This is a genomic window from Corynebacterium sp. (genome assembly GCF_030152825.1).
GTDB lineage: Bacteria > Actinomycetota > Actinomycetes > Mycobacteriales > Mycobacteriaceae > Corynebacterium.
In genome coordinates, this window is the sequence record NZ_JASLIP010000006.1 from 94,515 (window position 1) to 118,321 (window position 23,807).

Here is a 23,807-nt window from a genome sequence, read left to right on the forward strand (position 1 = left end):
GGCGGCCTCGTGGCACACAAAACTCCGATAATTATAGGCCTTTTCTCCTGCCAAGCCCACTACCTCCGCGGTGGGCGCAGCAATAGCCCGGGCGGCCTCTGTCTCCCCGACTGGCTGTGGGGCCTTAGTAATCTGGACGCCATGTCACAGTCACAGAATTTCCCGGCCAGCCCCGAGCAACCGATGGGCATTGACGGCAGCGTCGAACCCAGCAGCGTTGTACCCGGGACCCGCGTGCCCGGCATCGTCGTACTGGGCGCCGGGGGTCAGCTCGGCGCCGCCTTGGTAGTTGAGCTCGCAGACTACGCCGCGCCGGTCGTCGCTCTCGGCCGCGGCGAGCTGGACCTGACCGCCAGCGACGAGGAGTGCGCCACCGCCCTGCGGGCAGCCATCGAGCAGGCCGGTGGCCGCGACGTCGTGGTCATCAACGCCGCTGCGTGGACGGCGGTGGACGCCGCGGAGGAAGCTGCGAATACAACGACGGTCGAGCGGGTGAACGGGATCGCGCCGGGCGTGCTCGCGCAGGAGGCAGCCGCGCAGGGGGCGGGTTTCATCCACGTCTCCACTGACTACGTCTTCAGCGGGGAAACGGGCGGGCCGCGGGCGGTGACCCCGGATGATTCCCCAGCGCCGGTGAATGAGTACGGCCGCACGAAGCTGGCGGGGGAGCGCGCGGTGCTGGATGCCGGCGGAACCGTGGTGCGCACCGCTTGGGTCTTCAGCGGACCCACCGGCCCTGGACGGGATTTCCTGGACACGATGGCGGGGCTGGCTGACCGCGGTGTCGACCCGAAGGTGGTGGACGACCAGTGGGGCCGGCCGACCTTTACCGGGCACCTCGCCGCGGGGCTCGTCGAGCTGGCAACCAAGCTGTGTCGCCAGCGTCGGGCCGGGGAGCATTCGCAGATCAGCGCGCCGTCGTCGGGCGGGAGCGAGGATGAGGCGCGCACGCCCGAGCTGCCGCGACTGCTGCACGCCACCGGCAGCGGGGAGGCCACGACCTGGGCGGGCTTCGCCGCCGCGATCTTCGAGACCACCGGCCACGACCCGGCCCGCGTGAGCCGAATCCCCACCGCGGAGTACCCCACCCCGGCGCGCCGCCCGATCGGGGTGTACCTGGACACGGGGTGCTGGGAGGCCGCCGGGCTTTCCCCGCTGCCAGCGTGGCAGGACGGACTGCGGGCGGCTCTGGGGTAACGTTCCCCCCGTGGCACCCATAGCGATTATTACGGTGACGTACTCGCCCGGCGAGTACCTCACAAAGTTCCTGGACTCCATCCCCGCTGCCGCCGCGCAGGGGGCGCACGTCGTCATGGTCGACAACGGTTCGACGGACGGCGCGCCGGAGGCTGCCGTCGCCGACCGTGGCGGACGTATCAGCGGACCCGGAGTTGGGGCTCAGGACGCAGCCCCGGATGCGGCCGGAACCGCGAAGGAACTGGGCCTGGAGCTGCGCTATTCGGGTGGCAACATCGGCTACGGTTCCGCGATGAACCTCGGCGCCCGGAACCTGCGCGTGCTGCGCGAGGCAGGCGATATCGACGACGAATTCCTCATCATCTCCAACCCGGACGTCGTCTTCACCCCGGGGTCCATCGACGCGATGCTGGAATGCGCCCGCCGCCACCCGCGCGCAGGTGCGATCGGCCCACTGATCCGCGAGGCCGACGGCTCCGCCTACCCGAGCGCACGCAGCGTCCCGCGCCTGGGGGCTGGCATCGGGCACGCCCTGCTGGGCGGGGTGTGGCCGTCCAACCCATGGACGAAGCAATACCGCCACGACGATGACCTGGACCGCGAGCGCGAGGCCGGCTGGCTGTCCGGCTCCTGCCTGCTGCTGCGGTGGAAGGCCTTCGAGTCCGTCGGCGGCTTCGACGAGCGCTACTTCATGTACATGGAGGACGTGGACTTGGGCGATCGCCTGGGCCGGGCGGGTTGGCAGAACATTTTCACGCCCACCGCGGAGATCAGCCACGCCAAGGGGCACGCCGCGGGCGAGCATCCGGAGAAGATGCTGCCCGCCCACCACGAGTCCGCGTACCGCTTCCAGTCCGACCGCCTGCCGGGTGCGAAGAACGCGCCGATCCGCCTGCTGCTCAAGGTGGGGCTTTCGGTGCGCGCCAAGGTCTCGGTGCGGCTCGCCGAGCGGAAACGCCGGGGCTAGCGCCGAAAGCACCGGCGTCGAAACGCCCACGCCGAGATGCGCCGTGTCGTGGCGCCCCGCATGATCGTGGCCGAGCCTTTCTCCCGGCCCATCGAGCCTGAAGGAAAATTGGCCCCAGTGTCTCGCCTTACCGGCGTGGAGGCGGGATTATCGTCCGCGGGCGCGCTAACGTCCCTAGGGAAACAAGCCCCACGATTGGGCGTCCTCAGCGCCGCGCGCCGGGGAGCCGTCCAGCCGGGCCGAAGCTAATAGTTTTTGACTGTCTACAGCAGTAGCCGAACACGAGGGAGTAAGCGATGGCACAGGCGCCTCAGGACAGCCTTGATACCCGAGCTCTGGCGGAGCAGACCGACGCGGTGATTCTCGTCGGTGGGAAGGGCACCCGGCTGCGTCCCCTCACCAACAGCATCCCGAAGCCGATGCTTCCGGTGGCGGGAGCCCCGTTCCTGCAGCACTTGCTGGCCCGCATCAAGGCCGCGGGGATGACCCACGTGGTGCTGGGCACCAGCTTCAAGGCGGAGGTCTTCGAGCAGTATTTCGGCGATGGCTCCGAGATGGGCCTGGAGATCGAGTACGTCGTCGAGGACGAGCCACTGGGCACCGGCGGTGGCATCCGTAACGTCGCGAGCAAGCTGCGCCACGACCGCGCGATGATCTTCAACGGCGACGTGCTGGGCGGCACGGACCTCGGCGCGATCCTGCGTACCCACGTGGAGCAGGACGCGGAAATCACCCTGCACCTGCTGCGCGTGGCCGATCCGCGTGCCTTCGGCTGTGTGCCGACGGACGCGTCCGGCCGTGTCGAGGCTTTCCTGGAGAAGACGGAGGATCCGCCGACGGACCAGATCAACGCGGGCAGCTACGTCTTTAATAGGGACGTCATCGAGTCCATCCCACAGGGACGTGCGGTGTCCGTGGAGCGGGAGGTCTTCCCGGAGCTGCTGAACAGCGGGGCGCGCGTGTTCGGGCACGTGGATCAGGCGTACTGGCGCGACCTGGGGACCCCGGGGGACTTCGTGCGCGGTTCCTCCGACCTGGTGCGCGGGATTGCGCCCTCTCCGCTGCTGGAAGGACGTCACGGCGAGGCGCTGGTCGACGAGTCCGCCGCGGTGTCCAGCGGTGCGCTGGTTTACGGCGGTTCGGTGATCGGCCGTGGTGCGGAGATCTCCGGTGGCGCTCGCGTGGAGTCCTCGGTGGTTTTCGATGGCGTGCAGATCGAGGCTGGGGCCACGGTGGAGCGCTGCGTGATCGCGGAGGGCGCGCGCATTGGGGCGCGGGCACACCTCGAGGACTGCGTGATCGGCGAGGGGGCCGTGATCGGTGCTCGCTGTGAGCTGGAGTCCGGCGCGCGGGTGTGGCCGGGCGTTGCGATCCCGGACGGCGGAATCCGCTTCAGCAGTGACGTTTAGCGCGGCCTCGTCGTGCTAGGGGCGGGGCCGGTGGAGCCCGCCGGCGACACCGGTGAGGCGGCATGCCGGTCCTGCGACGGGACTTTCGGGGGTGGAAATAAAATTTCTTCGAATTTCCAATATCTTGTGCGCGAGACGTCACTTCCGGTGATCGCAGGCCCATATGTAGTGGTTTCGGTCGGGGTGTGCGGGATATCTCGTTACCTTCGAACGTCTGTTCTAGTTGTCTGTCGCGGACGATATAGTGACCTCTGTGACAGCTGTGACTTTTGGGGCGGGCGGGTTTTTCAGAAAGTTTGACGGGACGTAACTACACGTGTGTAATCTTCGATATAGCTGCAATAACAACACACCCGGTGAGGCGCTTGACTTTCACCTCAGGCGATACATCCACAGCGCCGGGAGTGCGAACCAGTAAGGAGTATTGCCGTGGATAAGCCAGCGAGCTCGGCCTATCCCACCCCGCCGCAGCAGGGGTCAGCGGCAATGGAAAGGGAGGCTCGAGTGGACACAGGTGCCCGCCAGCACAACCTCTTCGACCTTACGCAAGACTTCGACAAGCTCTTCGACGCCGTGGAGCAGGACTGGCAAGAGCAGGCGCTGTGCGCCCAGACGGACCCGGAGGCCTTCTTTCCGGAGAAGGGTGGCTCCACCCGCGAGGCTAAGCGGATCTGCATGGCCTGTGGCGTGCGAGATGAGTGCCTCGAGTATGCCCTCGCTAATGACGAGCGCTTCGGCATCTGGGGTGGCCTCTCCGAGCGCGAGCGACGCAAGCTGAAGAAGCGCCTCGGCTAACTACCCGGCTTCTATGCCCGGTCGCTATGGCCGGACTGCACGAGTGACCTCACGCGCTCTGAACGGGACCGCGTGAGTTTTTCTTTTCCCGGGGGCTTTCCCCGGCGTTCCCGCGCAGTGGCCGACTAGCGGTCCCAGTCGAAGCGCGGGTCGATGGTCTCCGGGCCGACGTTCAGATAATGCGCGACCAACCGGGTCACGATGTAACGGAGCATGTCCGCCCGTTCCTCTTTGCTGCGCGCCCGCATCTCCACGGGGCGGCGGAAGACGATCAGCCGGGGACGGGTGGGGGAGCCGCTGGAATCCACGCCCGCGGGGATCAGCCGACCCAGCGGCACCTTGCCGTCGGCGACGACATCCGAAGGCCACTGCGTGTAGCCGCTCTGCAGCCGCATGCGAGGAACCAGGTCCACCGCGAGGTCCAAAGAGGCGAGCTGATCGTCGAAGCGGTCGAGGATCCGCTCGTAGGCATCCAGCACCGCCTGATCGAAGTCCTCAGAGCGGGTCCGGTAGCGCGGCAGATCCGGCAGCAAAATGCCGCGCGGGCCGCGCCCCCGGGGGTCGTTCCTCACTCTGCGGATGTGGCTCATGGGTATTGAGCCTACGCGGTCGGTGGGCTTGCGCCCCGCGGCGCGCGGGCAGATGTACAAGCTGGTGAATCTGGCTAAGATGTTCCGCGTGACTGTACACCGAAATTGCTCCCGCCCCGGCTGCCAGCGCCCGGCCGCGGCGACGTTGGAGTTTAATTACGCGGATCAGATCGCCATCATCGGACCGCTGCAGCCGGCCGGCAATCCCCACCGCTGGGATCTTTGCGAGGACCACGTGGAGCGCACGTCCGTCCCGCAGGGGTGGCGCCTCGTCCGCAAGACTGAGGACGCAACCCTGCCACCGGCCCTCGGCGGCGCGAGCACCGTCGGAGTAGCCGACGGCCACGCGGCGGACGACGAGGCCGATGAGGAGGAGCTCCTCGCCCTCGCCGAGGCGGTGCAGCAGGCCTATGAGGAGTCCGGCGAGCTGCCGAAGGACCCTGGCTCGCGTCTCGTGCGCCGCGAGGAAATCCCGTTGCCCACCGGCCACCACCCGGCCCGCGGCAACCTGCCGAGCAGCCGCCCCCGCCGCCATCTGCGTGCGGTGCAGGAAAACGACTAGAATCTGACCCAGAACCAACGCCGACCCCGCCCGACCGCCCAGCCTGCGCTGGGCAGTATTGCAATCAGGAGAGAATATGGCACAGCAGTCCGCCCAGCGCGATATCGACGCCGTGAACGCCGTCATCAAGGCCTACGACGTCCGGGGTGTGGTCGGCGACCAGGAAGGCCAGATCAGCGAGGGCTTCGTTCGCGACGTCGGAGCCTCCTTCGCCCGCCTCATGCGCGCCGAGGGCGCGAAGAGCGTGGTCGTTGGCCACGACATGCGCGATAGCTCGCCCGGATTGGCCGCCGCCTTCATCGAGGGCGTGACCGCCCAGGGGCTGGATGCCGTGAACCTCGGCCTGACGAGCACCGACGAGCTCTACTATGCGGCGGGCGTGGGGGAGTGCCCGGGCGCGATGTTCACCGCCTCCCACAACCCGGCCCAGTACAACGGAATCAAGCTCTGCCGCGCCGGTGCCAAACCGGTCGGCCAGGGCACGGGCCTGGAGTGCATCGTGGAGGAGCTCGTCGCTGGCGTTCCGGCGTACGACGGCGAGCCGGGGATGTCCTCCGAAAAGGATGTTCTCGACGGGTACGCGGACTACCTGCTCTCCCTGGTCCCGATGGACATCCGCCCGCTGAAGGTCGCGGTGGATGCCGGCAACGGCATGGGCGGGCTGACCGTCCCGGCCGTGTTCGGCAAGCTGCCGGTGGAGCTGAAGGACCTCTACTTCGAGCTAGACGGCAACTTCCCGAACCACGAGGCCAACCCGTTAGAGCCGAAGAACCTGGTGGACCTGCAGAAGTTCACCGTGGACAACGGCTGCGACCTGGGCATCGCCTTCGACGGCGACGCCGACCGCTGCTTCATCGTCGACGAGAACGGGGACGCGGTCAGCCCGTCCACGGTCTGCGCGATGATCGCCGAGCGCTACCTAGGTCAGAATCCGGGTGCGACGATCATCCACAACCTCATCACCTCGAAGTCCGTTCCGGAGATCGTCACCGAGCTGGGCGGCACCCCGGTGCGCACCCGCGTGGGACACTCCTTCATCAAGGCGAAGATGGCCGAGACGGGCGCGGTCTTCGGCGGCGAGCACTCCGCGCACTACTACTTCTCGGACTTCTTCAACGCGGATTCCGGCATGCTGGCCGCGCTGCACGTGCTGGCCACCCTCGGGGCGCAGGATAAGCCGCTCTCCGAGCTGAAGGGCAAGTACGAGCGCTACATCGCCTCCGGGGAGATCAACTCCGAGGTCGCGGATCAGGCCGCCAGCACCAAGGCGGTCGTGGAAGCCTTCGCGGATCGCACGGAGAGCAGCGACGACATGGACGGCGTAACCGTTGAGCTGACCGGCGGGGCGTGGTTCAACGTGCGCGCGTCGAACACCGAGCCACTGCTGCGCCTCAACGCCGAGGCGGCGACCCAGGAAGAGGTGGACGCGATCGTCGAGGAGGCTCTGCGCCACATCCGCGGCTAGCTGCGGGAACGCCGCGGGCACACCCCGCGGATTACCGCCGGCGGGCGGGTGAGAGGCTAGAATAGCCGGCTAGTTGAATGGCCGACCCGGCGGCGGTGAGCGGTCGACGAGCGTTGAAGGCTGAGGAAAGTGTATCTACTGAAGGGCAACATCCACTCTTTCGAGTGGGGCTCCACTGAACTCCTTGCAGGAGTCATGGGGCGCCCTTCGCCGACCCCGGAACGCGAGGCGGAAGCGTGGTTTGGCGCGCACCCGGGCGGACCCAGCGAAATTCTGGCGGGCTCTCCCGGTGCAGCATCGGCGCTGCCCCACGACCTGGCCGAGGCTATTAGCCAGGACCCGGCGGGCCAGCTGGGCCCGGACCTGGCGGAGCTGCCCTTTCTAGTCAAGCTGCTGGCCGCCGATAAAGCGCTGAGCATCCAGGCGCACCCCTCCAAGGCGCAGGCCGAGACCGGGTTCGCCGCGGAGCATGCCGCCGGGCTGCCGGCTGGTGATCCGACCCGTAATTATCAGGATAAGAACCATAAGCCGGAGCTGCTCGTCGCGCTGACGGAGTTCCACGCGCTCGCTGGCTTCCGGCCGCTGGCGCAGACCGTCGAACTGCTGCGCGACCTGAACGTGCCGGAGCTCGCCCCTCAGTGCGAGGCGCTCGCGGCCGCCCTGCCGGGCGCGGAAGGCGACCCGGCTGGGGTCACCGAGTCGGCCGCCCTGCGTGAGGTGCTCGGCGAGTGGCTGAGCCTTTCGCCCGCCGATGCTGAGGGGCGCGTCGCCGCCCTGCTCGAGCGTTGCGAACCGCTGCGCGGGGAGCCGGGCATCTTGGGCGAGGCGGCCCGCACGGTGGTGGAGCTGCAGCGTGATTACCCTTCCGATCCGGGCATCCTGGTCGCCCTGCTGCTCAATCGCGTGTCCCTGCGCCCTGGAGAGGCAGTGTTCCTTGCCGCAGGCCAGCTGCACGCCTACCTGAAGGGCATGGGCGTGGAGGTCATGGCGAACTCCAATAACGTGCTGCGCGGTGGCCTGACCGCCAAGCACATGGATGTGGCCGAACTGCTCAATATCTTGGACGCCTCTCCTCTTGCCGAGCCGCGCTGCGAGGTCTTCGCTGACGGCGACCAGGCGACGGCTGAGTACCGCACCCCGGTGGCGGACTTCCGGGTGCGCACGCTGCGACCGGGGGCCAGCATGGTGCTCGAGGAGCCCGCGGTGGTTCTCGCCGCTGGCGGTGAGCTGACGGTGACGTCAGCGACGCAGGAGCTGCCCGTCGCTTCCGGCTCCGCCGTGTGGGTGGGGGCCACCGACGGCCGCGTGTCCGTTACTGCTCGCGGTGAGGGAACCAGGGAAGCTGAGTTCGACGCCACCGCCTTTATCGTGACCGTGGGCGACGCTACCGCGCTCGACTAGCCTCGCTGCGACGGTGTGGTTCAGCCTTGCGGGGTTAAAACTGCGCTCGCGAAAGGATCCCGCGTGACGGGAGCGGGGAAGGACACCGCTCCTGCGCTTTAGCGCTCTGGACGGGGCGTCGGCTCGGGGGTTGGGGCCACCTCAGGCTGCGGGGAGTCCTGCTTGTCTGCTCCCTCGCCGTCGGTCTTGGTGCCGTTATCCGGCTTCGTTGACGGGGCGGGCGTACCGCCCTGGCCACTGTCGCTCGAGCCTGTGTTCGGCCGATCGGGCTGCTCACCCGAATCGACCTCGCCACCGCCCGGCTTCGTGGTCGTATCGTTCGGTGCGCCTGGCGTCGGCGTGGTCGGCGTGGACGGCTTCGGGTTGTTGGTAGCCGGTGGCTTCCCAGGAACGCCCGGCAGCGTGGAAGGCCACTCGGTGGGCAGGGGCGGGAGCTTGATGCCCGGAATCTGCGACTGGTCCGGAAGGTTCTTTGGGGACGTGACGGGGGGCTCTGCGTCCTCCACGATCGTCTGCTGCGGGGAGGGTGCCTGGTAGCCGCCCCGCCAGGTGTCCGGCGGTAGCAGCGGGTCATTACCCAGCGGGGCGAGGTTGCCGCCGTGGGCGGGCGCGTCGATCTTCTCGGTCGGATCCGCCGGGGTTCCGTTGCCGCCTTCATCCTGCTCCGGTGTGGGGGAGGAGGTGGAACGGGTGGCCTTCGAGCTGGAGCTCGTGGCGGTGGACCGGGAAGCCTGATCGCTAGCGAGCTGGCTCGTCGCAGCGGTGCTCGTTTCGTCCAGGTCGGCTGCGGTGTTGGACACCGCGGAATTCCAGGTCCAGGCGGTGATGCCCACAGCGAGGGTCAAACCGGCAGCGACGAAGCTGAGGATGCCCTTGGAACCAGAGCGTGGCTCGTCCGTGTTAGTCACGGCACTATCCTCCTTCGTCGTCTTCGGCTGCGTGTTTATGTTGCGTGATCGTGCAGAGTGCCGATCAACACCATTTATAACGTTTTCATTACGCTATCTGATCTCGGCAGCTCACGCCACCCCCAACCCGGGATTATTTCCGACCGCTCCCGCGCCCAGCTCGGCACCTTATCGGGCGAGAGGGCTAGACTTGGGCGAGTTAAAGCATTCAGTAGCCCAAGGAGAGTATTCGAATATGGCAACCCTGACTCCAGACAGCATCGGAGACCTCGAATTCAAGATCCGCGACCTCAGCCTCGCTGAGTCCGGCCGCCACCAAATCCGCCTGGCGGAACACGAGATGCCGGGTCTGATGGAGTTGCGCCGCGAGTACGCCGACGAGCAGCCCCTGGCCGGCGCCCGCATCGCAGGTTCGATCCACATGACGGTCCAGACTGCCGTCCTCATCGAGACCCTCACCGCCCTGGGCGCGGAGGTTCGCTGGGCTTCCTGCAACATCTTTTCCACGCAGGACGAGGCCGCAGCGGCCATCGTCGTGGGTGACGGCGCCCCGGAGCAGCCTGCGGGCGTGCCCGTCTTCGCCTGGAAGGGGGAGACCCTGGCCGAGTACTGGTGGTGCCTCGAGCAGATTTTCACCTGGGGCACCGACGCCAACGGAGAGCCCGTTTATCCGAACATGATCCTGGACGACGGTGGCGACGCCACCATGGCCGTCATCAAGGGCAAGGAGTTTGAGCAGGCCGGCCTGGTCCCGGAGCCGGGCGAGGGTGACTCCGATGAATACGGCGAGTTCCTGGGCATGCTGAACCGTGTCTTCCAGCGCGATAACACCTTCTGGACCAACAACGCCGAGCAGATCAAGGGTGTCACCGAGGAGACCACCACCGGCGTGCACCGCCTGTACCACTTCGCCGAGCAGGGCACCCTCCCGTTCCCGGCGATGAACGTCAACGACGCGGTCACCAAGTCCAAGTTCGATAACAAGTACGGCACCCGCCACAGCCTCCTGGACGGCATCAACCGCGCCACCGACATGCTCGTCGGCGGCAAGTCCGTTCTGGTCTGCGGCTACGGCGACGTCGGCAAGGGCTGCGCCGAGGCCTTCGCTGGTCAGGGTGCGCGCGTCGTCGTCACCGAGGCGGACCCGATCAACGCGCTGCAGGCGCTGATGGACGGCTTCCCGGTCGTCACCGTCGACGACGCCATCGGTACGGCGGACATCGTCATCACCGCGACGGGCAACCTGGGCATCATCACCTTCGAGCAGATGCAGAAGATGAAGGACCACGCCGTCCTGGGCAACATCGGCCACTTCGACAACGAGATCGACATGGCCAGCCTCCTACACCGCGACGACGTCACCCGCGTAAACATCAAGCCGCAGGTCGACGAGTTCAGCTTCCCTAACGCCGAGGGCGAGCAGATCAGCATCATCGTCCTCTCCGAGGGGCGCCTGCTGAACCTGGGTAACGCCACCGGCCACCCGTCCTTCGTCATGTCCACCTCCTTCGCAGACCAGACCATCGCGCAGATCGAGCTGTTCAAGAACACCGATCAGTACAGCAACGAGGTCTACCGCCTGCCGAAAGTCCTGGACGAGAAGGTCGCCCGCATCCACGTCGAGGCGCTCGGCGGCAAGCTCACGAAGCTGACCAAGGAGCAGGCGGAGTACATCGGCGTGGACGTCGAGGGTCCGTACAAGCCGGAGCACTACCGCTACTAAAGGCACGTCCCCGCCCGTTGCTGGGGCGGCGAACGGTAGGAAAGTAGAGACCGAGAAGAACCCATGATCATCGCTTTTGAGGGCATCGACGGCGCCGGGAAGAACACCCTGGTCACCGCGCTGGAGGCCGAGCTGCTGGCCCGGGAGCTGCCCGTCGCGCGGGTGAGCTTCCCCCGCTACGAGGACTCCGTGCACGCCCAGCTCGCGCAGCGGGCACTGACTGGGAAGATGGGAGACCTCATCGACTCGGTCCACGGCATGGCCACCCTCTTCGCGCTGGACCGCGCGGAGGTCGCCGAGCAGCTCGAGGACCTGGATGCCGATGGCTACATCGTGCTGATGGACCGCTTCGTGGCCTCCAATGCGGCGTACTCCGCGGCCCGGTTGGCTGGCGAGGCGGCCGAGGGCGAGGAGCCTGTGGATCCCGCCGAGCACCCGGTGGTGGAGTGGGTTCGCAGCCTGGAGATCGATGATCTGGGTTCCCCGGTGCCGGATCTGCAGGTGCTGGTGGACGCCAGCGCGGAGGTTGCCGGTGAGCGGGCGAAGTCCCGTGAGCAGCAGGACGCCGCCCGCACCCGCGATGCCTATGAGTCCGACGGCGGGCTGCAGCAGCGCACCCTTGAGGCCTACCGCAGCCTGGCCGCCGCCGAGTGGCTGGGCCCATGGCAGGTCGTGGCCTCGGAGGCCGGGGGCGTGGCTGAGCGGGCCAGCCAGCTCGCCGACCGGATTGAGGCCGGGTACCGGGAGCTGGACTCCTAAACCCCACGGGCGTGTCTGCCCGGCATAGTACAAAGAAGCTAAGACTTTAAACTCAAGAAAAGTGAAGGAAACACTGCGCTCATGACAGCCAAGATTCTGGTGGTCGACGACGATCCGGCGATCTCGGAGATGCTCACCATCGTGCTGCAGAACGAAGGTTTCGACACGGTCGTGGTTGGCGACGGCAACGACGCTGTCACCGCAGCCCGGGAGCACGACCCCGACCTGATTCTGCTGGACGTCATGCTGCCCGGAATGAGTGGGATCGACGTCTGTCGCACGGTGCGCGAGTTCTCCACGGTGCCGATCGTGATGCTCACCGCCCGCACGGACACGGTGGACGTCGTGCTCGGCCTGGAGTCCGGCGCGGATGATTACATCACCAAGCCCTTCAAGCCGAAGGAGCTCATCGCCCGCGTCCGCGCCCGCCTGCGCCGTAGCCCGGAGGAGGCCACTGAGTCCACCACCATCCGCGTGGGAGAGGTGGAGATCGACACCGCCGGTCATGAGATCACCCGGGGCGGGGAGGTCATCAACCTGACCCCCATCGAGTTCGACCTGCTGACCACCCTGGCCTCCCGGCCGGGGCAGGTGTTCAGTCGCGAGGAGCTGCTGGAGAAGGTCTGGGGCTACCGCAAGTCCGGTGACACCCGCCTGGTGAACGTGCATGTCCAGCGCCTGCGCTCCAAGGTGGAGCGCGACCCGGATGACCCACAGGTTGTGCTGACCGTCCGCGGTATCGGCTACAAGTCGGGCGAGTAGCTTATGCCCAACCCCGTCCCGCCGAATGGCCCGGCCGAGCCCGATGCGCTGACTGATACCGAGTCGCGCCGCTCGGCCGGCTCGCCGGTGCGCGCGGACGGGGTTGGCTCGGCGCTGACCGCGGGTGTGGACCGCGTAGCGCAGCCAGGGGAGAGTGCCTCGACGGCAGTGTCCGCTGAGGAGGGCACGCAACCCGCAGATGGGGCTGTTGCGACAGGGGCCGGTGGGGCAGGGCCTTCCCCGGAGCTTGAGGTCGCGCCGGCGTCGGGGCCGGAGAGGCCCACGTGGCGCTCCGCGCTGCGTCACCCTGCCGCCACGGCGAAAAGCCTGTGGTACCGCCTGCTGTTCAAGTGGCGCACCTCGATCCAGGTGCGCGTGATTGGCTCGGTATTCCTCTCCTCGGTGCTGGTCATTCTGGCGCTGGGCTTCGTGCTCATCAGCTTTTTGAACCAGCAGCTGCTGAGTGCGAAGTACTCCTCGGCCACCGAAGAGATCCACCGGGCACGCGCGACCGTGGAGGAACAGATCGCCGCCACGGATACCTCGAACCCGCTGCCCGTGCGGCTCAGTGCAGCCAGAGCGGTGCTAGCGGACTCCGGCTCCACCGCGAAGGCAAATTCCGCGGTCTACGAGCCGGTGCTGATGGCAAGCTCTTCTGCTGGCGACGAGGTCCGGGTGCCGCAGGAGGCGGTGATCCCGCCGAGGCTGCGCAACTTCGTGCAGCAGGGGCAGGTTTCCTACCAGTACACGACGATGACGGAGGGCACGCAGACCTTCAAGGCCCTGGTCATTGGCACGCCCGTGGCCAGCGATGTGTCTGGCATCGAGCTCTACTTGGTGATGCCGCTGGACGCGGAGGAAAACACCTTGAACCTGATGCGCGGTCTGCTGCTGGCGGGCGCGATCGTGCTGCTGGTTCTCTTGGTGGTCATCGCGTGGGTATTCGCCCAGCAGCTCACCGTCCCGGTGCGTTCCGCATCCCGCATCGCGGAGCGTTTCGCGGCCGGTCACCTGCGCGAGCGCATGGTCGTGGATGGCCAAGACGAGGTCGCGCGCCTGTCTATTTCCTTCAACGAGATGGCTGAGTCGCTGTCCGCGCAGATTCGCAACCTGGAGGAGTTTGGCTCCCTGCAGCGCCAGTTCACCTCGGATGTCTCCCACGAGCTGCGCACGCCGCTGACGACCGTGCGCATGGCCGCGGACCTCATCAAGGACAACGCGGAGAACCTCGACCCGTTGACCGCGCGTGCAGCGGACCTGATGGACAAAGAGCTCGATCGTTTCGAGATGCTGTTGGGCGACCTGCTGGAGATCTCGCGCCACGACGCGGGCCAGGCGAATCTCTCGGCGGAGAAGATCGATATGCGTGGTGTGGTCCATTCTGCGCTGGCGCAGGTCCGTGGCCTTGCCGAGGACCTGGGCGTGGAGTTCCACCTGGATCTACCGGAGGAGCCAGTCACCGCGGAGGTGGACTCCCGCCGCGTGGAGCGCATCCTGCGCAACCTGTTGGCCAACGCGGTGGACCACTCTGAGGGGCACCCGGTGGAGGTTGCCTTGGCGGCCACGGAACGCAACGTGGCGATCACCGTCACGGACCACGGCGTGGGACTGAACCCGGGCGAGGAGGAGATGGTGTTCAACCGCTTCTGGCGCTCGGACCCATCCCGCGAGCGCCGGACTGGCGGCACGGGCCTTGGCCTGGCGATTGCCAGGGAAGACGCCAAGCTGCACGGCGGTGTGCTGGACGCCATCGGCGAGCCCGGCGTGGGCTCCTGCTTCCGGCTGACCTTGCCGCGCAAGGCGGGCTCGAAGGCCGGGACCTCGCCGCTGCCGCTGGCCGTCCCAGCGGTGGTCGAGCACGATACCGAGGACGTCCAGACCGATGGCGTCCAGGATGCCGAGCCCCAGGATGCCCAGATCCAGGGCGATGAGCACCAGTCCGAGGGAATAGGGGCAGCTGGAACCCAGACCAATGCGGATCATGAAGTTCAGCCTGTCGACAACGCAGCGGAACGCCGTGACGAGCACGCCGCGCGCCGCGCGTCCGGCGGTTCCAGCGGTGATGAGGACCCGCAGCCGGAAGGGGAGGACTCGTGAGGAAGCTCAAACTGATCGGCACCACGCTGGTGGCCTGTGGCACTCTCGTGGCCACCGGATGCACGACGTTGCCGGGTGATTCCGCACCGGAGGTGATCAGCTCCTATTCGCCCATGCCGGACGTGGAGGACGTCGTCGAACCGAAGGACAACCAGCCCTCGGACCTGCTGCTGCGCGACTTCTTTGCGGCGAGTGCCCACCCGGCCAGCGATTACGCAGCGGCCCGGAAGTTCCTCACCACCGAGCGGGCGGATCAGTGGCGCCCGGAGCGTAAAACGAAGGTGCTGGACCGCGTGTTCATCAATTCTGATGGCGCGGTCCGTGACGGCACGATCACCTACCGCGTGCGCGGCAACGTGCTGGGCACGCTCTCCCCGGGCGGGGTGTTCACCCCGGAGTTCACGGGCTATGAAACCACCTACGAGATGGTGCAGGAGCGGGGCCAGTGGCGGATTTCCAATCTGCGCGACGCGGTAGTGCTGGATCGCGCGGACTTTTTCTCCGCCTACGAGGCTCGGGACCTGTACTTCGTGAACCCGCGTGGTTCGATGCTCGTACCCGACCGGCGGTGGGTATACGCCCGCCAGCAGTCCATCGGGGCCTCGATGGTCTCGCTGCTGAACAATGGTCCGAACCCGCTGCTGGGCGATGCGGTGAACTCGCTGATCCCGCCGATGGCGACGGTGCGAACCCAGCGGACCGGGGAGGGCGAGTTTGAGGTAGAGTTCACCGGCCTGACCGGGCTGAATCCGGAGGCTCGCCGGCTGCTGGGAGCCCAGGTGGTGTGGACGTTGGCGGGTGCGGACGTGCGCGGCCCGTACCGGCTGATCGCGGACGGCACCCTGCTCTCCGAGGAGGTCGGACAGACGTGGCGGGTCAATGACGTCTCCGAGTTCGACCCACGAGCCAGCGCTGCGGGGACGCTGCGCGCGGTCTCCGGTGGCCAGGTGCGTGAACTCAGCGAGTCCGATGCCGATGCCGTGGCGATGGGCGGCTGGTTGGCGTCGAACTACATCGAGTCCTTGGCGGTCTCCGCCCAGGAGAACATGTTCGCCGCCGTCGCGGGAATGGGCGAAAGACCGCGCCGCCTGCTGGTCGGCAAGTCGGAGGGGGCGCCGCAGGAGCTGTTGGAATCGAAGTCTCTGACCCGCCCGACGTGGAGTGGCGACGCCCGCGCCCTGTACACGGTTGCCGACGGGCAGGAAATCAAGCGCTTCGTGCGCTCTGGCCGTACCGGAAACCTCGTGGAGGAGCCGGTGGAGGCCGGGGCGGTGGAGCGCCTGGGGCCGGACGCGCGGATCAGCATGTTCCGGATCTCCCGCGACGGCGTGCGCGCCGCCCTGCTGATCGACGGCAAGGTGTACGTCGCGGTCCTGCACGACCGGGAGCGCGGCGGGGTGCGCCTGGGCAAGCTGGAGGAGATCGGCTATCAGTTGGGGGACACGGCCGTCTCGGTGGGCTGGCAGCACGACGGCACCCTGCTGGTGGGCACCCGCGCCAACGACGCCCCCGTATGGCACCTGGCGGTGGATGGGTCGATGGCCCGGCAGGAGTCCGCGCGTAACATCGCTGCCCCGGTGGTGGCGGTGGCGTCCACGGGACAGGCGCTGTACGCCACGGATGGTCGGGCGCTGGTGATGCTGAACCGGGATGATTCCGACCCGAAGTACTGGCGTGAGGTGCCGGGGCTGGTGGGGCAGCGGGCGATACCGGTGGTCGCCCACTAGCGTTGCGCGATTGCGGGGGTCTCGCGAGCACGTCCTGCAAGAAAATGTTCGATCCCGGGGCTCCCGGGACGACGCCGGGGTAAAACAAGGGGAGTGCGGGGACAAGGGGGCTCTACGTGTCAGCTGGGGGCTGGATCGAGACGGCGGCGGATCTGCTGCTGCGTAACGACTGCATGTGCTGCGGCCGGGTCGCGGAACGGGCCAGCCGGGCAGGCGGCTTGGCCGGGGCAGCGCTGTGCGTGGACTGCGCCCTCGAACTCACGGTGGCTCCGCAGCGGATCGACCCGCGGGTGCCGAGCGTCCCGGTGTTCGCCTGCGGACCCTACGGCGGGGCGCACCGGGCGATTGTTCTCGCGGCCAAGGACCACATGCGAGCACCCGCCACGAAGGTCATCGGTCGGGTCTGGGCCGGGGCGGTGGAGTACCTCGCGGCCGGGGGAGAACTCCCGCACCCAGGGTTGTGCCCGGTCGCGCTCGTCCCAGCGCCCACGCGCCGGGCGGCGGCGAAGGCCCGGGGTGGGGATATCGTCACGGCGGCCGCCCGCGAGCTGGCGCACGCACTGCCTGGGGCGCAAGTGGCAGCCATCGCCGAGCTGGACGACCGCGCCCCGGACGCAGTGGGGTTGAGCAGGCTGCAGCGGCGGGCCTCCCTGGCGGAGAACCTTAGGTTGAGCCGAGGTGACATCCGAAAACTCGCGGAATTCAGCCGTGCGGGAGGGGAGGTGCTGATCGTGGATGACGTCTGCACGACCGGGGCGACGATCGCCCAGTTGGCGCTGGCCCTGGCAGCCCGAGGCGTGCCCGTCCGGGCGGCGCTGACCGCATGCCACGCATAGCCGGAAAAGCTCCACCGGGGGCTTGAAAATCCGCTGCAGCCGGGGTGGCGGATCGGTATAGTTGCGGGTGAAGCATTCGTTACCAGCCAGTGGCAAATCCGCCACTGGTCTGAAGCGAAAGAACCAGGAGGGTGAGCATGTCGACCGACAACAAGAAGGCTGATTTCCAGGCTGAGGAGCGGGCTGTGCCGAACGCTCAGGTCGAGATCACCGGTCGTAATGTCACGGTGCCAGAGCACTTCGCGGAGCGCGTCAACACGAAGTTGGCCAAGATCGAGCGCCTGGACCCGACCCTGACGTACTTCCACGTGGAGCTCAAGCACGAGAACAACCCACGCCGCGCGGATGAGTCCGACCGCATCCAGATCACCGCGTCCGGCAAGGGCCACATCGCCCGCGCCGAGGCGAAGGAGGACTCCTTCTACGCAGCGCTCGAGGTTGCGCTGGCCCGCATGGAGCGCTCCCTGCGCAAGGTGAAGGTGCGCCGCAAGACCCCGAAGTCCGGCCACCGCGCGCCGGTCGGCATGGGCGAGGCGACCGCAGCCCTGGTCGAGGAGGCAAAGCCGCACCAGGAGGAGAAGCCGGGCAAGTACGACGTCGACCCGTACGAGGATCAGTTCCAGCCGGGTCAGGTCGTGCGTTCCAAGACCCACTCCGCGAAGCCGATGAGCGTCGACGAGGCGCTCAGCGAGATGGAGCTGGTGGGCCACGACTTCTACCTCTTCGTCAACGAGGAGAACTCGCAGCCTTCCGTGGTGTACCGCCGCCACGCTTTCGACTACGGCCTCATCACGCTGAAGCCGGAAAACAACTAGCGGATAACTCCTGAACTCGGGGTGGCCACGAAGCCTAGAGCCGTGTGGCCACCCCGAGTTTTTATGTGTTGCCGTCAGCCCCATCCAACAGAGTAGAATGATGGGCTGATTATGCGTCGAAGCTAGACAACGAACGTACGAGACGTAAGAAACGTAGAAAAGGACGAGCAGGACGTGCTAGGACTATCCAAGATTTTGCGCTGGGGCGAAGGCCGCGCCGTCAAGCGGCTCGACAAGATTGCCGATCAGGTAATGGAGCTCGATGACGAGTACTCGGCTCTCAGCGATGAGGATCTCCGGGCGAAGACGGACGAGTTCAAGAAGCGCCTCGAGGACGGCGAGAAGCTCGACGACATCCTGCTCGAGGCCTTCGCTACCGCCCGCGAGGCATCCTGGCGCGTGCTCGGCCAGAAGCACTACAAGGTGCAGATCATGGGCGGTGCCGCCCTGCACTTCGGTTACGTCGCCGAGATGAAGACCGGTGAGGGTAAGACCCTGACCAGTGTGTTGCCAGCCTACCTCAACGCCCTGGAGGGCAAGGGCGTGCACGTCGTTACCGTGAACGACTACCTGGCCAAGCGTGACTCCGAGTGGATGGGCCGTGTCCACCACTTCCTGGGGCTGAGCACCGACGTGATCCTGTCCGAGAAGCGCCCGGCCGAGCGCCGCCGCGCCTACAACGCGGACATCACCTACGGCACGAACAACGAGTTCGGCTTCGACTACCTGCGCGACAACATGGCGCACTCCCTCGACGACCTGGTTCAGCGCGGCCACCACTACGCCATCGTCGATGAGATCGACTCGATCCTCATCGATGAGGCCCGCACCCCGCTGATCATCTCCGGTCCGGTCGAGAGCTCCTCGCAGTGGTTCACCGCCTTCGCGCGCATCGCCCCGCGCCTGACCCGAGACATCCACTACGAGGTCGACGAGCGCAAGAAGACCATCGGCGTCAAGGAGGAGGGCGTGGAGTTCGTCGAGAACCAGCTGGGCATCGACAACCTCTACGCCCCGGAGCACTCGCAGCTGGTCAGCTACCTGAACAACGCCATCAAGGCCAAGGAGCTGTTCATCCGCGACAAGGACTACATCGTCCGCGACGGCGAGGTCATGATCGTCGACGAGTTCACGGGCCGCATCCTGGACGGGCGCCGCTACAACGAGGGCATCCACCAGGCGATCGAGGCGAAGGAAAACGTCGAGATCAAGAACGAGAACCAGACGCTCGCGACGATCACCCTGCAGAACTACTTCCGCCTCTACGACAAGCTGTCCGGCATGACCGGTACCGCGGAGACCGAGGCCGCGGAGCTGAAGCAGACCTACAAGCTCGACGTCGCACCGATCCCGACGAACCGCCCGAACAAGCGCGTGGACCACGTCGACTTGATCTACAAGACCCAGGAGGCGAAGTTCGAGGCGGCCGCCGAGGACATCGCCGAGCGCGTGGAGAAGGGCCAGCCGGTGCTGGTCGGTACCACCTCCGTGGAGCGTTCCGAGTACCTGTCGAAACTACTGCAGAGCCGCGGCATTAAGCACAGCGTCCTCAACGCGAAGTACCACGAGCAGGAGGCGGAGATCATCGCCCGCGCCGGCCTGCCGGGCGCGGTGACCGTCGCGACGAACATGGCGGGTCGCGGTACGGACATCGTGCTGGGTGGTAACCCGGACATCATCGCCGACCAGACCCTCCGCGAGCGCGGTTTCGACCCGGTGGAGGACCCGGAGGCCTACCAGGAGGCCTGGGATGAGGAGATCATCAAGGCCCGCGAGAAGTCGAAGCAGCTGGCCGAGGAGGTCCTCGAGGCCGGTGGCCTGTACGTGCTGGGCACCGAGCGCCACGAGTCCCGCCGCATCGATAACCAGCTGCGCGGCCGTTCCGCGCGCCAGGGCGACCCGGGCGAGACCCGCTTCTACCTGTCCATGCGTGACGACCTCATCACCCGCTTCGTGGGCCAGTCCATGGAGGCGATGATGACTCGCCTGAACATCCCGGACCACGAGGCCATCGACTCGAAGATGGTCACCAACGCCATCAAGGGCGCGCAGTCCCAGGTGGAGGCCGCCAACTTCGAGATGCGCAAGAACGTCCTGAAGTACGACGAGGTCATGAACGAGCAGCGCAAGGTGATCTACGCCGAGCGCCGCCAGATCCTCGAGGGCGAGGACGTGCAGCGTCAGATCCGCGGGATGCTGGAGGACACGATCACCGCGTACGTCACTGCGGCGACCGCCGAGGGTTACGTGGAGGACTGGGACCTAGACGAGCTGTGGCAGGCGCTGCAGTCCCTGTACGGCCCGACCATGAGCTACGAGTCCCTGATCTCCGGCAGCGAGTACGGCAAGCCGGGCGAGCTGAGCTCCTCCCAACTGCTGGAGGCCGTGCTGGCGGACGCGAATGCGCAGTACGACAAGCTGGAGGACGCCGTCATCGAGATGGGCGGCGAGGAGCAGATGCGCGGCATGGAGCGCGGCGTGCTGCTGAACGTCGTGGACCAGAAGTGGCGCGAGCACCTCTACGAGATGGATTACCTCAAGGAGGGCATCGGCCTGCGCGCGATGGCGCAGCGTGACCCGCTGGTGGAGTACCAGCGCGAGGGTGGCGACATGTTTAACCGCATGAAGGAGGGCATTCGCGAGGAGACGATCCGTCAGCTCTTCCTGGTGCGCACGCAGCTCGCCCAGGCGGGTGCCTTCCAGGTGGAGGACCCGGCCGAGGGCCACGGCGACGAGAACGCCAAGCCGGAGCACACCATCGGCGGCTAGGTAGGCAACGGTTGGGTTGGCTACCGGGTCAGCCAGCCGAGCGGCGACCAGCTAGATCAGGTGGATTTGTTCCACCCGCCAGAGGCCGGCACGGAGCTCGCCCCGCGAACGTTGCGGGGATCGGGTACCGTGCCGGCCTTCGCCGTCGTCGAGGAAGCCCGCGATAGCGCGCACGCGACCGTCGTAGAACGCGGAGGCGGAGAAGCGGATCTGCCCGAAGCGGGTTTTCTGGGCGTGCACCCGCAGCAGCCGGGCACCACCCGTGGCCGGGCTGCTGGCGCGGCGCAGATCCTCGATCACGGCCGGGGAGTAGGGCCCACGCCGCAGGCTCATCGGCGCGCGGCGGCCCTCCCGGGCCTCTAGCCACAGCACGATCCAGCGGCCCAGGGTTGCCAGGTCCACGGTGTTCTGTGGGCTGCTCTGCTCGATAATCGTGGCGGTGGCTGCCGGGGTCTGCACCGGGGACGACGCCACCGGCGCGGTTGCCGGGAGGGCTCCCGATTCCCGGTGGTTCTTCTTCGTGCCTGCCTCTACCGGCCCAGCCACCGCCGGTGCTGACCCCGCCGCCGTTGTTGTCGCAGCCACAGCTGCCGGCGCTGCGCTGAGGAAGCGGCCCGCTGGCCCCTCCGCCCGCAGTCCCGCGGGGATGCGTAGGAAGTTATAGCCCGGCTTCGGTATGGACGCCAGCGGCGGGATCTTCTTCGGCTTCTTCGCAGGCGCTTTCTCTCCGCCGAGCTGCACCCCGCCAACATGCTGCTCATCTCGCGCGGTGTCACCTCGCGCGCCCCTTGGAGGCGCGCTGGTTTCAGCCCCGCGGCTACCCGGTCTTGTCAGTGTTGGGCTCGACATCTTTCCCCCTTTGCCCCACGCTGTTGCCCGCGCATCCCCCCGATGCGCGCAGCATGTGCGCCTCAGCGTAGCCGAGTGCTGCGCGCCGCTAGTGGAAAATGGCAGAATATAGGGCATGCGAGGACTAGTTGTTGACCATAATGGTGTGCTCGATGGAGCCGAAGAAGATCGTCGCCGCTGGCGCAAGCTGCTGAGCGCTGTCCGCGAGGAGGGGCTGGCCGTGGCCATCGTCTCCAACGCGCCGGATGATGCCTCCTCCGACCCGATTCGTCAGTGGGAGAAGGACGGCTACGTGGACACCGTCGTCCTCTCCGGCGAGGTTGGCGTCGAGAAGCCGGACGAGAAGATCTTCCAGGAGGTCGCGGACCGCCTGGAGCTGCCGGTGAACGACCTGGTGCTGGTGGATGATTCCATCATCAACGTCAAGGGCGCGGTGGAGGCCGGCATGATCGGCGTGTACTACCAGCAGTTCGACCGGATGATCGTCGAGGTGCAGAACATCTTCGAGCTGGAGGGTGAGTTCTAGGATGCGCGTTTTCATCCCGGCGACCCACTCGATGCTCGCGGATTTCGCCCGCGACCAGGTGCTTCCGATCCGTTCCGGGGTGGTGTTCGGGCTGACCCAGGCGGTGCGCGAGTTCTACACCTCCGGGGATGACGAGGAGCTGGAGTACACGGCCTTCCTGGATGCCGCGCGTGCGTCGTTGCGCCTGTTGGCGACGGAGGACGCCTCCGGTGCCGAGGAGAAGTTCCCGAACCGCAGGGTCGTCTTGGCCGCGGATATTCCGGACGCCAACCTCACCGCCGATCCGACCGGTGGGGATTCGGTGCTGCGCGTTCAGCCTGCTCAGCTGGAGCTGAAGCAGCTGCGGGCGATCCACACCGATGACGAGGATGCGGAGGCGGCCACGCAGCGGGCCAAGGAGTGCATCGATGATGCGGATCTGGGGGATGAGGACGCGGAGCTCGCGCTGGGGGATTGCGAGGATAACCTCATGAGCTGGTACGACAGCAAGGAGCTGGGGGTGCTCGTCGACCTGATGTAGCGGGAGGCTCCTGAAAGGTACGGGAGCTACTGAAGCTACGCGACAAGCTGAAGCCCGCGTGCGCCGCCAATGAGGCAGCCCACGCGGGCTTGTTTCTGTCTACGGCCTTCCCCGGGCTATTCCGTCTCGAAGGGGAGCTCCCACTCGTTGTTGCTGCGCAGCGCGGTCAGCAGGCGGCGCACCGCGGCAGCGCGGCGCCCGGACGCACCCTCCAGGGTGTCGAGCGCGCACTCCGGATCCGCCGGCGGGCCCAGGTGCGTGCAGCCGCGGGGGCAGTCCTGCACGACTTCACGGAGGTCGTCGAAGACCTGCACCACGGTGTCTGGGTCCACGTGGGCGAGCCCGAAGCTGCGGATGCCGGGGGTGTCGATGATCCAGCCGCCACCGGGAAGGGGCAGGGCAACCGACTGGGTGGAGGTGTGGCGGCCCTTGCCGACCCCGGAGACGTCCCCGGTTTCCCGGTCGGCGTCCGGAACTAGCCGGTTGACCATCGTGGACTTACCAACACCCGAATGCCCAACCAGGGCGGAGACTTCGCCGGTGATGACCCCGGTGAGCTCGGCGAGCTCGTTGCTGGTGCCGGTGTAGTGGACGGGCACGTCCAGCTCGCGGAACTCGGCGGCGAAGGCCTCCGGGTCTTCCAGGTCGGTCTTCGTCAGGCACAGCACGGGCTGCAGGCCACCGACGAAGGCGGCGATCAGGGCGCGCTCCACGAACCCGGCCCGCGGTGGCGGGTCGGCGACGGCGGTGACGATCAGCAGGTTCTTTGCATTCGCGACGACGATGCGCTCGTAGGGGTCGGTGTCGTCCGCGGTGCGGCGCAGCACGGTGTCGCGCTCAGCCTGGCGGACGATGCGGGCCAGGGTGTCCTTCCGCCCGGAGGTATCGCCCACCACGCCCACCCGGTCGCCGACGACGATGGGGGTACGCCCCATCTCACGGGCGAGCATGCAGGTGACCTCCACGCCGGTCTCGTCGAGGACCACGCCCCAGCGGCCGCGGTCGCGGGAGATCACCATGCCCCATTTGGCGTCCTTGTGCTTGGGGCGTTGCTTGGTGCGGGGGCGGGAGCCGCGGCGGTTGGGGCGCACGCGAACGTCGGACTCATCCCACTGGTAGCGCGCCATTGC

General features: G+C 67.2%; 21 protein-coding genes. 17 read left to right on the plus strand and 4 right to left on the minus strand.

The features are described from left to right. Nucleotides 1-141 precede the first annotated feature (141 nt). The 4 genes from Q1V78_RS00875 to Q1V78_RS00890 all read left to right on the plus strand — a co-directional run bounded on the left by Q1V78_RS00875 (nt 142) and on the right by Q1V78_RS00890 (nt 4,368). Nucleotides 142-1,197 carry a sugar nucleotide-binding protein gene (locus Q1V78_RS00875; protein WP_300610588.1) on the plus strand — a complete coding sequence of 352 codons (1,056 nt, stop codon included), beginning with the start codon at nt 142-144 and terminating at the stop codon, nt 1,195-1,197. 10 nt (nt 1,198-1,207) lie between these two features. Next, nucleotides 1,208-2,164, plus strand: coding sequence for a glycosyltransferase family 2 protein (locus tag Q1V78_RS00880; protein WP_300610590.1), 957 nt, complete (start codon nt 1,208-1,210; stop codon nt 2,162-2,164). Between the two features lie 296 nt (nt 2,165-2,460). Next, complete coding sequence (locus Q1V78_RS00885) at nt 2,461-3,573, plus strand: NDP-sugar synthase (protein WP_300610592.1); 1,113 nt, start codon at nt 2,461-2,463, stop codon at nt 3,571-3,573. A gap of 486 nt (nt 3,574-4,059) precedes the next feature. Beyond that, nucleotides 4,060-4,368, plus strand: a complete 309-nt coding sequence (locus Q1V78_RS00890) for a WhiB family transcriptional regulator (RefSeq protein ID WP_012359725.1) — start codon at nt 4,060-4,062, stop codon at nt 4,366-4,368. A 125-nt stretch (nt 4,369-4,493) separates the two neighbouring features. Here Q1V78_RS00890 and Q1V78_RS00895 read toward each other — a convergent pair whose 3' ends face one another. After that, nucleotides 4,494-4,958, minus strand: a complete 465-nt coding sequence (locus Q1V78_RS00895; protein ID WP_300610594.1) for a metallopeptidase family protein — start codon at nt 4,956-4,958, stop codon at nt 4,494-4,496. A gap of 79 nt (nt 4,959-5,037) precedes the next feature. On the opposite strand from Q1V78_RS00895, the gene Q1V78_RS00900 reads away from it, so the two are divergent. From Q1V78_RS00900 to manA, 3 genes are all read left to right on the plus strand, one after another. After that, nucleotides 5,038-5,520, plus strand: coding sequence for a DUF3499 family protein (locus Q1V78_RS00900; RefSeq protein ID WP_300610706.1), 483 nt, complete (start codon nt 5,038-5,040; stop codon nt 5,518-5,520). A 76-nt stretch (nt 5,521-5,596) separates the two neighbouring features. Further along, a complete protein-coding gene (locus Q1V78_RS00905) occupies nt 5,597-6,985 on the plus strand; it encodes a phosphomannomutase/phosphoglucomutase (protein ID WP_300610597.1) in 1,389 nt (462 codons plus the stop codon). A 129-nt stretch (nt 6,986-7,114) separates the two neighbouring features. Continuing rightward, nucleotides 7,115-8,386 (plus strand): mannose-6-phosphate isomerase, class I, encoded by a 1,272-nt coding sequence (gene manA, locus Q1V78_RS00910; RefSeq protein WP_300610599.1) that lies wholly within the window; start codon nt 7,115-7,117, stop codon nt 8,384-8,386. A gap of 98 nt (nt 8,387-8,484) precedes the next feature. Here manA and Q1V78_RS00915 read toward each other — a convergent pair whose 3' ends face one another. Further along, complete coding sequence (locus Q1V78_RS00915) at nt 8,485-9,294, minus strand: hypothetical protein (protein ID WP_300610600.1); 810 nt, start codon at nt 9,292-9,294, stop codon at nt 8,485-8,487. A gap of 235 nt (nt 9,295-9,529) precedes the next feature. On the opposite strand from Q1V78_RS00915, the gene ahcY reads away from it, so the two are divergent. From ahcY to secA, 8 genes are all read left to right on the plus strand, one after another. Beyond that, complete coding sequence (gene ahcY / locus Q1V78_RS00920; RefSeq protein WP_300610602.1) at nt 9,530-11,017, plus strand: adenosylhomocysteinase; 1,488 nt, start codon at nt 9,530-9,532, stop codon at nt 11,015-11,017. A 63-nt stretch (nt 11,018-11,080) separates the two neighbouring features. Continuing rightward, entirely contained in the window at nt 11,081-11,776 is a 696-nt protein-coding gene (locus Q1V78_RS00925; RefSeq protein ID WP_300610604.1) for a dTMP kinase, read from the plus strand. A gap of 81 nt (nt 11,777-11,857) precedes the next feature. Next, on the plus strand, nt 11,858-12,538 hold the full coding sequence (gene mtrA / locus Q1V78_RS00930) for an MtrAB system response regulator MtrA (RefSeq protein ID WP_300610607.1): 681 nt from the start codon (nt 11,858-11,860) through the stop codon (nt 12,536-12,538). Between the two features lie 3 nt (nt 12,539-12,541). After that, nucleotides 12,542-14,635, plus strand: coding sequence for an MtrAB system histidine kinase MtrB (gene mtrB / locus Q1V78_RS00935; protein ID WP_300610609.1), 2,094 nt, complete (start codon nt 12,542-12,544; stop codon nt 14,633-14,635). After that, the gene (lpqB, locus tag Q1V78_RS00940; protein ID WP_300610612.1) at nt 14,632-16,362 is read left to right on the plus strand and encodes an MtrAB system accessory lipoprotein LpqB; all 1,731 of its coding nucleotides are present in this window, start codon (nt 14,632-14,634) and stop codon (nt 16,360-16,362) included. Before mtrB ends, lpqB begins: the two co-directional genes overlap by 4 nt. 116 nt (nt 16,363-16,478) lie before the next feature. Beyond that, nucleotides 16,479-17,198 carry a ComF family protein gene (locus Q1V78_RS00945; RefSeq protein WP_300610614.1) on the plus strand — a complete coding sequence of 240 codons (720 nt, stop codon included), beginning with the start codon at nt 16,479-16,481 and terminating at the stop codon, nt 17,196-17,198. Between the two features lie 137 nt (nt 17,199-17,335). Beyond that, nucleotides 17,336-18,013, plus strand: a complete 678-nt coding sequence (raiA, locus tag Q1V78_RS00950) for a ribosome-associated translation inhibitor RaiA (RefSeq protein WP_300610616.1) — start codon at nt 17,336-17,338, stop codon at nt 18,011-18,013. A 174-nt stretch (nt 18,014-18,187) separates the two neighbouring features. Continuing rightward, nucleotides 18,188-20,782 carry a preprotein translocase subunit SecA gene (gene secA / locus Q1V78_RS00955; protein WP_300610618.1) on the plus strand — a complete coding sequence of 865 codons (2,595 nt, stop codon included), beginning with the start codon at nt 18,188-18,190 and terminating at the stop codon, nt 20,780-20,782. Nucleotides 20,783-20,833: 51 nt separating this feature from the next. Here the strand turns inward: secA and Q1V78_RS00960 are convergent, their stop codons facing one another. Further along, nucleotides 20,834-21,523, minus strand: coding sequence for a hypothetical protein (locus tag Q1V78_RS00960; protein ID WP_300610620.1), 690 nt, complete (start codon nt 21,521-21,523; stop codon nt 20,834-20,836). Nucleotides 21,524-21,746: 223 nt separating this feature from the next. Between Q1V78_RS00960 and Q1V78_RS00965 the strand changes: the two genes are divergently transcribed. Together Q1V78_RS00965 and Q1V78_RS00970 are read left to right on the plus strand one after the other, a co-directional pair. Further along, on the plus strand, nt 21,747-22,157 hold the full coding sequence (locus Q1V78_RS00965) for an HAD family hydrolase (protein WP_148813304.1): 411 nt from the start codon (nt 21,747-21,749) through the stop codon (nt 22,155-22,157). A gap of 1 nt (nt 22,158) precedes the next feature. Further along, the gene (locus Q1V78_RS00970; protein WP_300610623.1) at nt 22,159-22,677 is read left to right on the plus strand and encodes a hypothetical protein; all 519 of its coding nucleotides are present in this window, start codon (nt 22,159-22,161) and stop codon (nt 22,675-22,677) included. 116 nt (nt 22,678-22,793) lie between these two features. On the opposite strand, the gene rsgA is transcribed toward Q1V78_RS00970, so the two are convergent. Then, entirely contained in the window at nt 22,794-23,804 is a 1,011-nt protein-coding gene (rsgA, locus tag Q1V78_RS00975) for a ribosome small subunit-dependent GTPase A (protein ID WP_300610625.1), read from the minus strand. Nucleotides 23,805-23,807: the final 3 nt, after the last annotated feature.